This is a genomic window from Centipeda infelix ATCC 43532, from assembly GCF_000234095.1.
Lineage (GTDB): Bacteria > Bacillota > Negativicutes > Selenomonadales > Selenomonadaceae > Centipeda > Centipeda infelix.
Map to the genome: position 1 here is coordinate 1 of NZ_JH376797.1, position 15,955 is coordinate 15,955.

15 protein-coding genes, 2 tRNA genes, 2 rRNA genes and 2 pseudogenes are annotated in these 15,955 nt (G+C 54.9%); 19 read left to right on the forward strand and 2 right to left on the reverse strand.

The window, feature by feature from the left end; all coding sequences use genetic code 11:
• The 6 genes from HMPREF9334_RS00005 to typA form a co-directional block, all read left to right on the forward strand.
• Positions 1-501: ribosomal RNA gene (locus tag HMPREF9334_RS00005) — 23S ribosomal RNA — on the forward strand; the annotation flags it as partial.
• 80 nt (positions 502-581) lie between these two features.
• Positions 582-698: ribosomal RNA gene (gene rrf / locus HMPREF9334_RS00010) — 5S ribosomal RNA — on the forward strand.
• 52 nt (positions 699-750) lie between these two features.
• A tRNA-His gene (locus tag HMPREF9334_RS00015) sits at positions 751-826 on the forward strand.
• A gap of 1 nt (position 827) precedes the next feature.
• Positions 828-903 (forward strand) — tRNA-Trp (locus tag HMPREF9334_RS00020).
• A gap of 140 nt (positions 904-1,043) precedes the next feature.
• Positions 1,044-1,601: a hypothetical protein gene (locus HMPREF9334_RS00025; RefSeq protein WP_006691456.1), complete on the forward strand. Its 558-nt coding sequence runs from the start codon at positions 1,044-1,046 to the stop codon at positions 1,599-1,601.
• A 151-nt stretch (positions 1,602-1,752) separates the two neighbouring features.
• A complete protein-coding gene (typA, locus tag HMPREF9334_RS00030; protein ID WP_006691457.1) occupies positions 1,753-3,570 on the forward strand; it encodes a translational GTPase TypA in 1,818 nt (605 codons plus the stop codon).
• On the opposite strand, the pseudogene HMPREF9334_RS12395 reads toward typA, so the two are convergent.
• Positions 3,571-3,696, reverse strand: a pseudogene (locus tag HMPREF9334_RS12395) (secretion protein HlyD); the annotation flags it as partial.
• Positions 3,697-3,891: 195 nt separating this feature from the next.
• On the opposite strand from HMPREF9334_RS12395, the gene sepF reads away from it, so the two are divergent.
• Complete coding sequence (gene sepF, locus HMPREF9334_RS00035; protein ID WP_006691458.1) at positions 3,892-4,434, forward strand: cell division protein SepF; 543 nt, start codon at positions 3,892-3,894, stop codon at positions 4,432-4,434.
• A 98-nt stretch (positions 4,435-4,532) separates the two neighbouring features.
• On the opposite strand, the pseudogene HMPREF9334_RS12400 reads toward sepF, so the two are convergent.
• Positions 4,533-4,675: pseudogene (locus tag HMPREF9334_RS12400) on the reverse strand (secretion protein HlyD).
• A gap of 137 nt (positions 4,676-4,812) precedes the next feature.
• Here HMPREF9334_RS12400 and rpsB point away from each other — a divergent pair.
• The 12 genes from rpsB (at position 4,813) to HMPREF9334_RS00095 (ending at position 15,951) form a co-directional block, all read left to right on the forward strand.
• On the forward strand, positions 4,813-5,523 hold the full coding sequence (gene rpsB, locus HMPREF9334_RS00040; protein WP_006691460.1) for a 30S ribosomal protein S2: 711 nt from the start codon (positions 4,813-4,815) through the stop codon (positions 5,521-5,523).
• 69 nt (positions 5,524-5,592) lie between these two features.
• Positions 5,593-6,459 (forward strand): translation elongation factor Ts, encoded by an 867-nt coding sequence (gene tsf / locus HMPREF9334_RS00045; protein ID WP_006691461.1) that lies wholly within the window; start codon positions 5,593-5,595, stop codon positions 6,457-6,459.
• Between the two features lie 121 nt (positions 6,460-6,580).
• Positions 6,581-7,306, forward strand: coding sequence for a UMP kinase (pyrH, locus tag HMPREF9334_RS00050; protein ID WP_006691462.1), 726 nt, complete (start codon positions 6,581-6,583; stop codon positions 7,304-7,306).
• Positions 7,303-7,860 carry a ribosome recycling factor gene (frr, locus tag HMPREF9334_RS00055; RefSeq protein WP_006691463.1) on the forward strand — a complete coding sequence of 186 codons (558 nt, stop codon included), beginning with the start codon at positions 7,303-7,305 and terminating at the stop codon, positions 7,858-7,860. The genes pyrH and frr overlap by 4 nt, the downstream gene beginning before the upstream one ends.
• Positions 7,861-8,156: 296 nt before the next feature.
• Entirely contained in the window at positions 8,157-8,969 is an 813-nt protein-coding gene (locus HMPREF9334_RS00060) for an undecaprenyl pyrophosphate synthase (RefSeq protein ID WP_006691464.1), read from the forward strand.
• The gene (locus HMPREF9334_RS00065; RefSeq protein ID WP_006691465.1) at positions 8,966-9,787 is read left to right on the forward strand and encodes a phosphatidate cytidylyltransferase; all 822 of its coding nucleotides are present in this window, start codon (positions 8,966-8,968) and stop codon (positions 9,785-9,787) included. Before HMPREF9334_RS00060 ends, HMPREF9334_RS00065 begins: the two co-directional genes overlap by 4 nt.
• Positions 9,788-9,814: 27 nt before the next feature.
• Complete coding sequence (rseP, locus tag HMPREF9334_RS00070) at positions 9,815-10,855, forward strand: RIP metalloprotease RseP (RefSeq protein ID WP_006691466.1); 1,041 nt, start codon at positions 9,815-9,817, stop codon at positions 10,853-10,855.
• 7 nt (positions 10,856-10,862) lie between these two features.
• Positions 10,863-11,942, forward strand: coding sequence for a flavodoxin-dependent (E)-4-hydroxy-3-methylbut-2-enyl-diphosphate synthase (ispG, locus tag HMPREF9334_RS00075; RefSeq protein WP_006691467.1), 1,080 nt, complete (start codon positions 10,863-10,865; stop codon positions 11,940-11,942).
• On the forward strand, positions 11,939-13,651 hold the full coding sequence (locus tag HMPREF9334_RS00080) for a proline--tRNA ligase (protein ID WP_006691468.1): 1,713 nt from the start codon (positions 11,939-11,941) through the stop codon (positions 13,649-13,651). The genes ispG and HMPREF9334_RS00080 overlap by 4 nt, the downstream gene beginning before the upstream one ends.
• 114 nt (positions 13,652-13,765) lie before the next feature.
• Positions 13,766-14,212, forward strand: coding sequence for an Hsp20 family protein (locus HMPREF9334_RS00085; protein ID WP_006691469.1), 447 nt, complete (start codon positions 13,766-13,768; stop codon positions 14,210-14,212).
• 39 nt (positions 14,213-14,251) lie between these two features.
• Positions 14,252-15,040: a CheR family methyltransferase gene (locus HMPREF9334_RS00090; protein WP_006691470.1), complete on the forward strand. Its 789-nt coding sequence runs from the start codon at positions 14,252-14,254 to the stop codon at positions 15,038-15,040.
• On the forward strand, positions 15,037-15,951 hold the full coding sequence (locus HMPREF9334_RS00095; protein ID WP_006691471.1) for a phenylacetate--CoA ligase family protein: 915 nt from the start codon (positions 15,037-15,039) through the stop codon (positions 15,949-15,951). Before HMPREF9334_RS00090 ends, HMPREF9334_RS00095 begins: the two co-directional genes overlap by 4 nt.
• Positions 15,952-15,955 lie beyond the last annotated feature (4 nt).

A 15,955-nucleotide genomic window follows, 5' to 3' on the forward strand; every position in this document is an offset into this window, starting at 1 on the left:
AAAGAGAGTGGAATTGCCATCGCTCAACGGATAAAAGCTACCCTGGGGATAACAGGCTAATCTCTCCCAAGAGTCCATATCGACGGGGAGGTTTGGCACCTCGATGTCGGCTCATCACATCCTGGGGCTGAAGCAGGTCCCAAGGGTTGGGCTGTTCGCCCATTAAAGTGGTACGTGAGCTGGGTTCAGAACGTCGTGAGACAGTTCGGTCCATATCCATCGCGGGCGTAAGATACATGAGGGAGGCTGCTCCTAGTACGAGAGGACCGGAGTGGACGGACCAACGGTGTACCGGTTGTCCTGCCAAGGGCACGGCCGGGTAGCTGCGTCCGGAAGGGATAAACGCTGAAAGCATCTAAGCGTGAAGCCCGTCCCGAGATGAAGTATCTCATTCCTATAAGGAAGTAAGACCCCTTGAAGAAGACAAGGTAGATAGGCTGGGTGTGGAAGCACAGCAATGTGTGCAGCTGACCAGCACTAATCGGTCGAGGGCTTGACTACATTCTAAGGTAGTTTTACCCAATACATTTGCAAGGAAGTTTCTTCTGTGAAGTTTTGAGTGAGCAAGACTCATTCAAGCATGCGGTGATGATGCCTGAACGGTTCCACCTGTTCCCATTCCGAACACAGTAGTTAAGCGTTCAAAGGCCAATGGTACTTCGTTGGAGACGACGTGGGAGAGTAGGTAGTTGCCGCAAAGGGACTCGTGAATCACGCGCGGTTCACGAGTTTCTTTATAAAATTTATATGGCGGCTTTGGTGAAGCGGTTAACACACTGGATTGTGGCTCCAGCATGCATGGGTTCGATCCCCATAAGTCGCCCCATAGGGGTATAGCTCAATTGGTAGAGCAACGGTCTCCAAAACCGTAGGTTGTGAGTTCAAGTCTTACTGCCCCTGCCACTTTGATTTTAACCGTACCGTTTATGATGCGGTTTTTTTGTGCTCTCATCTACTTTTTCTTGTCAAAGATATGATAATAGTGTAGAATGACAAAAAGCAAAATGTGTGTTTTGCTGTGAGTTGAAGGAGGAGATAAATCTATGAAGAGATTCGTACAGATGGCACTTGTTCTGTGCCTGACACTTTTTGCTGTGCAGGCAGGGGCATCCCCTTACTCGGATAAGGTGACACTGCCAGAGGGGGCTGTCATCACGAATGTAAACCGCTTGGCGATTGGTGCTCCTCTCTATGTGCAGGTGGAGGATACGTCTCCCTCGCTTGAGATTCTGACACAGGTGGTTTCGGATGCCGGACGCATTACGCGTGCGAATGTTGTGAGCTATGATGCTATAGCAAATGCGCTTCAGGCGGATAAGAGCATTGATCTCAAAGTCCTCCCGCGTCGTGAGGCGGCAAAGGTCTTTAAGGAAAACGTAGCGTCCTATGCGGATGCCTATGTCATCCTGACGGTTGCAAACAACAGCCGTACGACGTTCTTCTTCGATGTCTATCGCTCCGGTTCGAACGAGCTGCTTTATACCTACGAGGTGCGTGCGAACAAGTCGGATGGAGACACGGTGGCTGTTTTCACATCCCTCTCTGAGCAGTTCTACAAGAACTGGCAGCGTTCGGTGGAAGCGCAGAATAAGGGGAAATAATAGATACTGTCCAAGCTCCCATTCATTTGGGGGCTTTTCTTTTGTGAAAATTATAGCAGCAGATCATAAATGTGTTGACAAACTCTCACAGCTATAATAAGATAGACAAGCTATCTTTTGTACGGAAATTTTGGGGAGGCACATTTTATATATGGCGACGAATGAAAAGCTGCGCAACATTGCAATTATCGCACACGTCGATCACGGTAAGACGACGCTGGTCGATGCAATGCTGCGTCAAAGTCACGTCTTTCGCTCGAACGAGCAGGTCAATGAGCGCGTGATGGACTCGGGAGATATCGAACGTGAACGCGGAATCACGATCCTCTCGAAGAATACGGCGATTCTTTACGATGACATCAAGATCAACATTGTGGATACGCCGGGACACGCGGACTTTGGCGGTGAGGTGGAACGTGTTCTCAATATGGTGGACGGCGTTCTGCTGCTTGTCGATGCATTTGAAGGCCCGATGCCGCAGACAAAGTATGTGCTGCGTAAGGCACTTGAGCAGAAACTGAAGCCGATTGTGGTCATCAATAAGATTGATCGTCCTGACCAGCGCGTGAATGATGTCTACGACGAAGTGCTTGAACTGTTCATGGAACTGGACGCGGACGACGATCAGCTGGACTTCCCTGTGATCTATGCAACGGCACGCGACGGTATTGCAAAGTTCAAGATGGAGGATGAGAGCGATAATCTGGAACCGTTGATGCAGACGATTGTGAAGGAGATTCCGGCACCGCAGGGCGATGCAGAAGGTCCTCTGCAGATGATGGTGACAACGCTTGAGGCGGATGATTATGTGGGACGCGTGGCGATTGGTCGGATCATCCGCGGTACCGTGCGCCCCAATCAGAATGTCGTTATCATCAGCGGCGATCATGAGACGAAGGCAAAGGTCGGCAAGGTCTATGTCTATCAGGGGCTCAAGCGTGTCGATGTGAATGAAGCGAGTATGGGCGAGATTGTCGCTCTGACGGGTCTTGGCGATGTCAGCATTGGCTATACGGTAGCGGATGCGGAGAATCCGGAGGCCCTGCCGACAATCAACATTGATGAACCGACCCTCTCGATGACGTTCGGTGTCAATACGAGTCCGTTTGCGGGACGCGAGGGGCAGTTTGTCACCTCGCGCCACATTCGCGATCGCCTCTTTAAGGAGGTCGAGACAAATGTTGCAATGCGCGTCGAAGAGACAGATTCGGCGGATGTGTTCAAGGTCTCGGGGCGCGGTGAACTGCACCTCTCCATTCTGATCGAGCAGATGCGCCGCGAGGGGTACGAGCTGCAGGTCGGCAAGCCCGAGGTTGTCTACAAAACGATCAACGGACAGAAATGCGAGCCGATGGAGAATCTGACGGTCGAGGTGCCGCAGGAATACATGGGCTCGGTTATGGAGGCCCTTGGCACGCGCAAGGCGGAGCTGTCGAACATGACGGAGCTGTCGGGCTATATCCGCATGGAGTTCTTCATCCCTGCGCGTGGTCTAATCGGTTTCCGCTCGGAGCTGCTGACAAGTACAAAGGGCAATGGCATCATGAACCATATCTTCCACGGATATGTGCCATACAAGGGAGATATGAGCGGCCGTTCGCACGGTTCATTGGTGGCGTTTGAGCAGGGAGAGACGACGGGTTACGGTATTTTCTCACTGCAGGATCGTGGGACGATGTTCATTTCGCCGGGGCAGCAGGTCTATGAGGGCATGATTGTCGGCGAGAATGCGCGTGATATCGACATGGACATCAATCCATGCAAGAAGAAAAACGTTACGAATATGCGCACGTCCGCCTCGGATGAGGCGATTCGTCTCACACCGCCGCGCATCCTGAGTCTTGAACAGGCGCTTGAATACATCAACGACGATGAGCTGGTTGAGGTGACGCCGGAGAACATTCGTCTGCGCAAGGCGATTTTGGATCGCACGGCACGAGGGCGAGCAGCAAAGAATGCACGCAAGTAAAGGAAGCACTGATAAATTCAGTCGCGCCATCTTGACGTATCTTTTTTGCCCGCACTGTGTCGACAAATCCTCCACATAGCCCTTGCTATGCGTCCGGTTTGTCTCCTTGTTCGGACGAAAAAATCTACGCCAATCTGTCGAACTTCATTTTATCAGCGATTCCTAAAATGATATAAAAGTCCTGGTGTATACGGGAAAAAATCATTTTTAGACAATAACCTTGCATTTCTGAAAGAAATGTGATAGTATGTCTCCGTTAGTAGAATGCATAGTTGTCTCTCATTGCATTTGAATTCATATCTACGAGGAAGGAAGAGGTAAATGAGTGCGAGTTCGTTGATATCACGTGTGAAGGATATGGCTTCGCACGTCGTGGACACTTTTTTCCCTTCCGATTCGTATGAGGATGAGGAAGATGTGATGGAGTCCAATGCAGAACCCACTGCACAGATACATCAGGCGGAATATGCTATGGAGCAGCGTCGAGTTGTCAACGGCGGTACGGTCTCTTTTTCGGGAGCATCCTATGGAGCATCTACATCGACTCCACGAACACCGTCGACGGGGGATGGAGGCGGTACACCGCTGACCGTACATACAACAAAGGTCGCAGAGCTCAAAGTACGCATTCATCGTCCACGTCGTTATGATGATGTTGGGGCGGCGGTAAAGCAGCTCAAACAGGGGATAGCTGTGACGGTCAATTTTGACTGCCTGAACGGGCCCGAGCGTCGGCGTGTCTGTGACTTTTTGAATGGTGCGTGCTATGTCCTTCACGGAACAGCACGCGTGATATCGAGTACGATTATCCTCTATGCTCCGAAGGGCGTGGATGTGACTGAGATGGTTGCCAAGCCTCTTTAATTTGTTTTATATGAATTTTATAGGGATGGGGAGCTGTGTGCTCTCCATTTTTTTGTAAAAAAATACCACTAGGGCGTTGTCACGCTGTGTTTCTTATGCTATAATGTTCCGCAGTGTTTAGGAAGCACTGATAAATTCAACACCGTCATCTTGGCACGTTTTTTCGCCCTACCTGTGTCGAAAAATCCTCCACATAGCCCTTGTTATGTGTCCGGTTTGTCTTCTTGGCAGGACAAAAAATTAGCGCTCATCTGACGAACTTCATTTTATCAGCGATTCCTTAAAAATCACGCGTTTCCGATAGTTGCTCTGTGCCGCGCCAGTCGCGGTGGTGCAGCGGATGAGGGGCGCGGAAGGAACAACAGGAGGTATACTCACATGGCAGTAATTTCTATGAAGCAGCTTCTGGAGGCAGGTGTCCACTTCGGACATCAGACCCGCCGCTGGAATCCGAAGATGGCGCGTTACATCTTCACGGAGCGCAACGGGATCTACATTATTGATCTGCAGAAAACGGTGCGTAAGGTGGATGAGGCATACAACTTCCTCCGCAGCGTTGCGCAGGAAGGCAAGTCCGTTCTTTTCATTGGCACGAAGAAGCAGGCGCAGGAGGCAATCCGCGAGGAGGCTCTGCGTGCAAATATGTTCTATGTCAACGAGCGTTGGCTCGGCGGCATGATGACGAACTTCCAGACGATCCAGCGTCGTATCCACCGCCTCAAGACGCTTGAGGAGATGGAGGAGAACGGTACGTTCGAGCTGCTGACGAAGAAGGAAGTACAGGGCCTTCGTCATGAAAAGGAGAAGCTCGAGCGCTATCTGGGCGGCATCAAGGATATGAATCGTCTGCCGGGTGCGCTCTTCGTTGTCGATCCGCGCAAGGAGCGCATTGCGGTTGCTGAGGCACGCAAGCTGAACATTCCCATCGTTGCCATCGTCGACACAAACTGCGACCCGGACGAGATTGACTACGTGATTCCGGGCAATGATGATGCGATCCGTGCGGTGAAGCTTCTCACGGGCTGCATGGCAGATGCTGTGCTTGAGGGCAATCAGGGCGGTGCACCGGAGACGGCTGCGGCTGAGTAAAGAATGAAACGAGGGGTAAGGGAGTTTATCCCTTACCCCTTTTTTGTGAATGTATTGGGAGGACCTACAATGGCAATTAGTGCTGCAATGGTAAAGGAGCTGCGTGAGCGTACGGGCGCAGGGATGATGGACTGCAAGAAGGCGCTTGCCGAGACCGACGGCGATATGCAGAAGGCGATTGACTATCTGCGTGAGAAGGGCATTGCAAAGGCGGAGAAGAAGGCCGGACGCATCGCGGCAGAGGGGGCTGTGACGGCATACCTTACGGCGGATGCGAAGGTTGGCGCGATCGTCGAGATCAACTGTGAGACGGACTTTGCGGCGGGCAACGAGCAGTTCCGTGAGCTGAGCGCGAAGGTCGCAAAGCATATCGCAGAGACGAACCCCGCGGATCTCGACGCACTGAATGCGAGCCAGCTCGACGGCAAGGATGTCGCCGCCCTCATCACCGAGGCAACGGCGACGATTGGCGAGAAGATCTCGCTGCGCCGTTTTGCACGCTATGAGAGTGCGGGCCGCGTCGCGACGTACATCCACATGGGCGGAAAGATTGGCGTTCTCGTGGAGCTTTCGGGTGGCGACGAGCAGCTCGGCAAGGATATCGCAATGCAGATTGCAGCGGCATCGCCGCTCGCGATTGACCGTTCCGGGGTAACGGCAGACCACATTGAGCATGAGAAGGAAGTGCTCCGCAAGCAGGCGCTTGAAGAGGGCAAGCCGGAGAAGATCATTGAAAAGATGGTCGAGGGGCGCATCAACAAGTTCTATGAGGAAGTCTGTCTGCTTGAGCAGAAGTTTGTAAAGGATCCCGAACAGAAGGTTTCGGCGGTGCTCGGCAGTGTGGAGGTCAAGGCATTCACGCGCTTCCAGCTCGGTGAGGGCATTGAGAAGAAGCAGGAAGATTTTGCTGCGGAGGTTGCTGCACAAATGCAGTAAGATCATGAAGTGAAGGGGCTGTTGTGCAAAACGCATTTTGCGTCGCACAGCGCCCCTTTTTTGCAGACATCCAGGGGAAAATATGCTATAATGGCGCAAAGAACAGACAGGAGGAGTCATCGTGGAAGCGAAATATCGCCGTGTCGTCTTGAAACTTAGTGGAGAGGCTCTGGCAGGAGATCAGGGCTTTGGAATCAACCCTGCCGTTGTCGAGGAGATTGCTGCACAGATTAAAAGGGTGCGTGATCATGGCATCGATGTTGCCATTGTGGTCGGCGGCGGAAATATCTGGCGCGGGCTTGCGGGCAGTGCAAAGGGCATGGATCGCACAACGGCGGACTACATGGGCATGATGGCGACGGTGATGAATGCACTCGCGCTGCAGGATGCACTCGAAAAGCAGGATGTCGACACGCGTGTCCAGAGCGCGATTGAGATGCGCCAGGTGGCAGAACCGTACATCCGTCGTCGCGCGATTCGTCACATGGAGAAGGGGCGTGTGGTGATCTTCGGCGCGGGGACAGGCAATCCGTATTTCTCGACCGATACGACGGCGGCGCTGCGTGCGGCTGAGATTGAGGCAGATGTGATTCTCATGGCGAAGAAGGGGACGGACGGAATCTATGACTCCGACCCGAATAAGAACCCGAATGCAAAGCGTTTTGAAACGCTTGCCTACATCGATATCCTCAAGAGAGGGCTTGCGGTCATGGATGCGACAGCAACGAGCCTGTGTATGGAGAATAAGATTCCCATTGTGGTGTTTAATATTGATGAGTACGCAAATATTGCACGTGCCTCATTCGGAGAGGCGATTGGAACGACCGTAGGAGGCGAAGCCGTATGATAAAGGATATTCTCGCGAAGCATGAGGCAAGTATGAACAAGGCGATCGAGGCACTTCGCCGGGAGTTTTCGTCTCTGCGTGCGGGGCGGGCAACCCCGAATCTTCTCGATAAGGTGATGGTTCCCTATTACGGAACGCCGACATCGGTCAATCAGCTTGCGAAGGTGACGGTGCCCGAGCCTCATATGATTGTCATTACGCCGTGGGAGAAGTCTATCCTGCACGAGATTGAGATTGCAATCTCGAAATCCGATCTCGGACTTTCGCCGAATTCGGACGGTACGGTGATCCGCCTTGCGATTCCGCAGCCGACGCAGGAGCGCCGTAAGGAGCTCATCAAGACGGTCGGGAAGAAGACGGAGGAGGCGAAGGTTGCCCTGCGTAACATCCGCCGCGATGCAAACGAGGCGATCAAGAAGCTCGAAAAGGACAAGGAGATTAACGAGGACGAGTCCAAGCGTGGGCAGGACTCTGTGCAGAAGCTCGTGGACAAGTTCGTCAAGCAGATGGAAGAGATGCGTGCGGCGAAGGAAAAAGAGGTCATGGAGATCTGATGGCCGACCTCCGTTTGGCGCGTCCATGGGACGCGGTCCGATCGGTATGCGTGACAGCCGGCATATTGTATCAGATGAAAGAGACACGATCCCCACGCAATTTTTTTGCGGTGGATGAGACGGCACATTATGTCGTTCGTGTGCAAGAGCGCGACGGCAACTGTGTCTTTACACGAACCTTTGCACCAGCGCGAAGTCCCTCAGTCGCTGCGTATGAGAAAGACTTTTGCTGAACGGATCAGACTTTCGGCAATCGTCGGAGGAGGCAGAGTGCGAGCAAGTTAGAAGGGATCATGATGTGGAGAAAGATATTTGGCGGTGGAACGAAAAATTCTGTCGCCACGGGGGAATCTGTTTCGCCCGGTCTCACGGTTGAACGTGCAAGTATGCCGCGCCATATCGCGATTGTTATGGATGGAAACGGGCGTTGGGCAAAGGCACAGGGGAAATCGCGCTCGGCGGGACATGAGGAGGGGGCTCGCACGCTCAAGCGGATCGTGCGTGCTGCTTCGGATATGGGGATTGAGGTGCTCACGGTCTACGCGTTCTCCACGGAGAACTGGAAGCGTCCACAGCGCGAAGTCGATTTCCTCCTGCGGCTCTTTGACTCCTTCTTGGAGAAGGAGCTTGCGGAGATGCACGCAGAGAAGGTGCGCCTACACTTCATCGGCCGACGCGACCGCTTTTCCGAGCGCTTTCAGCGTCGGATGGCGGATGCCGAGGCACTTATGGCAGGGAATACGGGCATTCACTTCAATCTGGCGGCGAACTATGGCAGCCAGGACGAGATCGTGCGTGCCGTACGATCCATCGCCGAACGCACGGCAGCAGGAGAGCTTGCTCCGGAGGAGATTGATGAGGTCCTTTTTTCCAATGCGCTTGATACGGCGGGCGATCCGCCTGTCGACCTCTTCATCCGTACGAGCGGAGATCTTCGTCTGAGCAATTTTCTCCTCTGGCAGTCGGCGTATGCGGAGCTTTACTTTACGGATACACATTGGCCGGATTTCACGCCGGAGGAACTGGCGCGTGCCATTGCGGATTTTGCGGGGCGCAGCCGCCGCTTCGGCGGACTGGACGCCGAGGAGCAAATGGGAGGCAGGCTTTGATTACACGCATTATATCGGGAGTTATCGGTATTGCCCTCGCTGCTTATGTGATTCAGGCGGGAGGGCGTACGTTTGCGATTAGCGCGGCGGTGCTCGCCGTACTCGCATGGTTTGAGTATGTGCGTGCTTTTTCACGCCGCGGCGGAAATCCCACACTCTTTACGGGGGTACTCGGTATCGGCGGTATACTGTACGGTGCATACCTCGGGCAGCTCGATATCATCCTGCTTGCGGTGATGGCTTCTACCGTGCTTGCGCTCATTACGTCGGTACTGCTGCGCGGTGACGTATCCGTTCCGGATATAGGTATCTCCGTGGCGGGCATCGCTTATATCGGGCTTCCGTTTGCACATCTCATCATGTTGCGCGATCTCTCGGGGATGCGTTTCGTAACGCCAATCGAAACGTTCGATCTTGGAACGGCGATGATCTGGATCATGTTCATCGGAACGTGGGCGAGCGACAGTTTTGCCTACTTCGCGGGACGTGCGTTCGGCTCGCACAAACTAGCACCTGCGATCAGCCCGAACAAGACGATTGAAGGTTTTTTCGGCGGTCTTATCGGAACGATTGCAGCAATGGTGGGACTGGGGTATCTCCTCCATATGCCGCTCACGTATATGGCGGGGCTGGGTGCTGCGATTGCCGTGCTCGGTATGTTTGGCGATCTAGTGGAGTCGCTGATGAAACGGCATACGGGCATCAAGGACTCGGGCGCGATCATTCCCGGACACGGTGGCATATGGGATCGCTTTGACAGTATTCTCTTTACGGCACCGCTCGTCTACTACTATACCATGTACGTTGTCCTGCGCTGATGCGCCGGTCATCATAAAGGAGCTTGGATGTTAGAGAAAATTCTTGCGACGGTCTTTGTCTTCGGACTTCTTGTCTTTGTGCACGAGCTTGGTCATTTCATCACGGCAAAGCTGACGGGTATGCGCGTGGATGAGTTCGCCATTGGATTTGGCCCGCGTCTTGTGCGGTTTCGCTATGGCGAAACTGTTTACTCGATCCGTATCGTGCCGCTTGGTGGATTCAACGATATCGCGGGCATGGCGGCGGACGACAACGACGCAGGGGAGCGCGGCTACTGCCGCAAACCAATCTTGTCGCGCATGATTGTCATCCTTGCAGGATCGGCGATGAACTTCATTCTGCCGGTGGTGCTCTTCTTCGGCATCTTCTTCTTTGCAGGGGTGCAGACACCGAACCCAGCACCTGTGCTTGGCACGGTGCTCGCGGATAATCCTGCAGCGAAGGCAGGACTGATGGCGAATGACCGCATCGTTGCAATCGACGGCAAACCGATTGAGACGTGGCAGGAGATGGTGGACGCGATTCGCATGAATCACGGGGCAGTGCCCCTGACCATGCAGGTGGATCGCCAGGGGCAGGAGCTGACGGTCAGTGTGACCCCGCATTACGACGCATCGCATGACCGTGGTGTCATTGGCATCGTGAATGCGTATGAGACAGCCTACCCCGGGTTCTTCCAGTCCGTCTCAATGGCCTTTGAGCGTACGACGATGATTATTGTCATGATGCTCGATGCGCTTTACCGTATCGTTCTTGAACTGTCCGGCTCGGAGCTTGCCGGTCCCATTGGCGTGGCGCAGATGGCGGGCGAAGTCGCGGAGATGGGAATTGTGCCGCTGCTGAATTTTGCGGCACTGCTCAGTCTGAACCTTGCAATCATCAACCTACTGCCCGTACCGGCACTCGACGGTGGGCACTTCTTAACGCTCTGTGTCGAGGCGGTGCGCGGAAAGCCGCTCAGCCCAAAGGTCATGCACTACATTCAGAATGCGGGCGTGGGGCTTATCGTCGTGCTCATGCTGCTCGCGATGAAGAATGACGTGATGCGTATCTTTGCAGGAGGCTGACCCTCTCATGGCAAATTATGAGCGCCGCAGAACGCGGCAAATCCATATCGGAAATATCCCCATCGGAGGCGATGCGCCGATCTCTGTACAGTCCATGTGCAATACAAAGACGACGGATACGGAGTCGACCGTTCAGCAAATCCGTGAGCTTGCAGCGGCAGGCTGCGATATTGTGCGCGTCGCCGTACCCGACATGGCAGCGGCGAAGAATCTCGGCAATATTGTGCAGCAGGTCAAGACACCGCTCGTCGCCGACATCCACTTTGACTACAAGCTCGCGCTTGAGGCGATGGAGCAGGGGGTTGCGGCATTGCGCATCAATCCCGGCAACATCGGTGGGACGGAGCGCGTGAAGAAGGTGGTTGCGGCGGCACGCGCGGGGGGTATCCCCATCCGCATCGGGGTCAATGCCGGCTCGCTTGACCACAAGCTGCTCATGAAGTATGGCGGCGTTACGGCGGAGGCTCTTGTAGAGTCTGCGATGGAGCATGTGCGTGTGCTCGAGGAGTTGGACTTCTATGACATGAAGATTTCGCTCAAGGCGCACGATGTGCCGCTGACACTCGCGGCGTACCGCCTCATGAGCGAGCGTGTCGACTACCCGCTGCATCTCGGCATTACGGAGGCGGGTACGGCGGGGACAGGAATCATCAAGTCCGCGGTCGGTGTCGGTGCGCTGCTCGCGGAGGGCATCGGCGACACCATCCGAATCTCGCTCACGGGCGATCCCGTGGTCGAGGTGCGTACGGCGAATGAAATCTTGAAGGCACTCGGGCTTAAGGAGTACGGTCCGACGCTCGTTGCGTGTCCGACCTGTGGGCGCACGAGCATCAACCTCGTGGAGATCGCCGAGAAGGTCGAAGAGCGTCTGCGCGGGATGGAGGACCCCATCGAGGTCGCAGTGATGGGCTGTGTTGTGAATGGCCCCGGCGAGGCGCGCGGTGCGGATGTCGGCATCGCGGGCGGGAACGGCGAGGGGCTGATCTTCCGCAAGGGCGAGGTCATCCGCAAGGTGAAGGAAGAAGAATTGCTGTCCGAACTGTTTCGGGAAATTGATGCAATATTGGAGGAACGCAAATCGTCATGAGAGCTACGAATCTGTATGCCCCTACGCTCAGAAATACACCTGCCGAGGCGGAGATAGCAAGCCATCAGCTCATGTATCGAGCAGGGCTAATCCGCAAATCGGCGGGCGGCATGTATAGCTATCTGCCGCTCGCATGGCGTACGATCCGCAAGATTGAGCAGATCATCCGCACAGAGATGGACGCAGCGGGCGGACAGGAGATCATGATGCCGATTCTCCAGCCGTCCGAACTCTGGGAAGAGAGCGGACGTTGGGGTGCATACGGTGCGGAGATGATCCGCGTCAAGGATCGCCATGACCGGGAGTTCTGCATGGGGCCGACGCATGAGGAGATGATTACAGCACTCGTGCGTGATGAGCTGCGTTCGTACAAGCAGCTGCCCGTCCTGCTCTACCAGATTCAGGACAAGTTCCGCGACGAACGTCGGCCGCGCTTTGGCGTTATGCGCAGCCGCGAGTTTATTATGAAAGACCTTTATTCTTTCGATAAGGATGTCGCGGGGATGAACGAGTCCTACCGCAAGATGTCGGTTGCGTATACAAATATCTTCACGCGCTGCGGACTGGACTTCCGCGCCGTGGAGGCGGACAGCGGCGCGATCGGCGGCGGGCATTCCGAGGAGTTCACCGTGCTCGCGCCCGAGGGCGAATCGCGCATTGCGTGCTGCGATGCGTGCAGTTACGCGGCGAGCGATGAGAAGGCGGCACTGCGTCCGATTGCCGCACTCGATGAGGCGGAACTGCCGCTTGAGAAGGTGGCGACCCCTCATACGAGCACGATTGCGCTGCTTGCAGAATACCTCAAGATTCCCGTGGAAAAGACGATTAAGGCGGTCGCCTATCAGACGGAGGACGATACCCTCATTCTCGCATTCCTGCGCGGTGACCACGAGGTGAACGAGATCAAGCTCGCGAACGCCGTTCCGGGCGCACGTGAGCTGCGCATGGCGGATGAGGAAGCGATCCGTGCGGTTGGCGGCTGTCCCGGCTTTATGAGCCCTATCGGCATTGCAGAGGGCACGCATATCGTCGTCGACGAGACGGCGATGTGGATGCACAATGCCGTTTCGGGGGCAAACGAGGTGGATTTTCACTATATGAATGTGAATCCGAAGCGCGATTTTGGGGATGTGACGGTGGCGGATATTCGCCTTGTCGAAGAGGGGGATGCGTGTCCTGTCTGCGAACAGGGACATCTCCACATCGGGCGCGGCATCGAGGCGGGGCAGATCTTTGCCCTTGGGACGAAGTACAGTGAAGCGATGGGCGCGACCTTCCTTGACGAGGCGGGCAAGGCACAGCCCATGCAGATGGGATGCTACGGTATCGGCGTGGGGCGTACGATGGCGGCGGCGATCGAGCAGAACCATGATGAGCATGGCATCATCTGGCCGCGTGCGATTGCGCCGTATGAGGTCGTTGTCGTCGCAGTCAATGCCAAGGTGGAGGAGCAGCTCGCGTACGCCGAGGAGATCTACGAGGAACTCCGTGCGGCGGGGGTCGATGTACTGCTGGATGATCGGCGTGAGCGTGCGGGCGTGAAGTTCAACGACTGCGATCTGATCGGCTATCCCGTACGCATCGCCATCGGGCCGAAGACCATCGAGAACGGCAGCATCGAGGTAAAGGTACGCCGAACGGGCGAGCTCGTGAACTTTGCACGCGATACCTACTTGAAGGGCGTGCAGGATATGCTTGCAACGCTTTGAACGATTTTAGGGCGGCGTTTTCATGCGTCGCCTTTTCTGCACGCATATTGAAAAGAACGCCCTTTATTGCTATAATGAAAACGTAGATAATCGTCAATGTTGGAGGTGGTCGCTATGTTTCGTCCATTGCCGTTCAATTTGAGAGAGAATGCCGAGAAGGGGCAGGAGATCCTTGGGAAGGCTCTTGAGACCGTGATGGAGCATTCGTTTAACCCGCTCGACAAGGTGGGGGGGATGCTCTTTCCGTTCCGCGTCGATGTGATTGACTGCGAGAACGCATATGAGCTGTTTGCGGAACTGCCCGGCTTTACGAAGGAGGCAATCGAGGTCTCCTACAACGAGGACGGGAGACTCAGGATCAAGGCGGAGCGCATTGTGCCGGAAGAGTCCGAGACGAAGTATCTCTGCCACGAGCGCAAGGCGGGCACGTTCGAGCGTTCCTTCCTCATCGACGATGTGGATGAGGCGGAGGTGTCCGTATCCTATGAGGCGGGGATTCTGCATGTCATCCTGCCGAAACTTGAGGTGAAGAAATCCTGCCGGGTCTTTACGATCCAATAAGTATTAAAGATGTAGGGATATGTGAGCGGAGGGGAATATATGTCGGAAGATCGCGACTGGGAGCAGTTCAAGCAGAAGTTAAAGGCAAAGACGGAGATTGATCTCGATCTCTACAAAGAACCGCAGATGAAGCGGCGCATCAACAATCTGATTACACGCGCGGGATACAAGGGCTGTGTCGAGTATTTCGACCATGTCTGTGAGAATAAGGACGATTTTGCGGCGTTTATCGAGTATTTGACGATCAACGTGTCAGAGTTCTTCCGCACGCCGGAGAAGTTCAGCAAGCTCGAGACGGATGTCATTCCCGATCTCATGACACGTTCGCCGAAGCTCAATATCTGGAGCGCAGGCTGCTCCATCGGTGCAGAGCCGTATTCGCTCGCAATCATCATGAAGGAGATGACGCCGACAACACGCCATCGCATCCTTGCATCTGATCTCGATATTGAGATTCTCGCAAAGGCCAAGCGCGGTGTCTATACGGCGGATGAGATAAAGAGTATGTCACCGGATCGCCGCCGCAAGTATTTCGATGAGGACAACGGTCATTTCGCCGTGAAGCAGGAAATCAAGAATATGATCGAGTTCAAGCGGCACAACCTGCTGCGGGATAAGTTCGAGACGGGCTTCGATTTGATCCTCTGCCGCAACGTCGTCATCTACTTCACGGATGAGGCAAAGGATCAGCTCTATCGCCATTTCTTCGAGGCACTCAAGCCCGGTGGGATTCTCTTTGTCGGGGCGACGGAGTCGATTCTGAACTTCCGCAAGATGGGCTATACGAGCTTTCAGCCGTTCTTCTACCAGCGGCCGCTTGAGTCATGACGGCGGCTGTGCTTACGGAAGAACAGCGGCTCGCGTTGCTTCTGCGCCAGATCAAATGGGCAGAGGAGAAGACGGTGTTTTACCGTGATACCTTTGCACACGCGGGGATTCGTGCCGCGTCCGTCACATCGTTTGCGGACATGGCGCGTCTGCCGTTTTTGGAGTGTGCAGCAAAAGAGGGGGCGGATGCCCCTTTTTTCATGCTCACACTGCCACATTCGGGGCTTCTCCGTATCAGTGGCTTGCATGATGGTATGGGAGCGGGACAGATCCACTGCTACACGCAGGGGGATGTCGCACGGCAGGTTCAGACCGCGACAGATATGCTTGTCGTGTGCGGGGTAAACCGTGCGAGTACGGTGCTCCTTGCGGGTGATTTCACGGATAGCCGCACACTCGATCTCCAATATGCCCTTGACACGATCGGTGCAGCAGTTCTGCCGTGCACAGCCGGGACTGCCGCTGATCTGCTGTGTGCAGTGGTGCCAGATACCGTCATCGCATGGGAGCACGAGCTGCCCGCGATTGCGGAGGCAATGGGCGACCTGAGTCTGAACCGCCTGATTACAATCGGAACACATCTTGCACCGCAGGAATTTGCGCGGGAGATGGCGGAGTGTATGGGCGCACGGCACGGACATATCTTCACACGTGCGCAGATAGGGGCGCTGATCGGCGGTTCTTGTCCTGCGGGTGAGGGCATCCATCTTGAGGAGCGGCTGTTTTTTGCCGAGGTTGTGGATGGTGTGGGGCAGTGTTCGCATGCGGATGGGGCGCGGGGGGAGCTTGTCCTCTCTACCCTTACCGCAGAGGCAATGCCTGTTTTGCGCTATCGGACGGGACTTTTGGTGCGTTTTGTACGCGAACAATGCAGATGTGGGGATGCGCGTCTGCGCATCATAGAGGAGTGAAAAC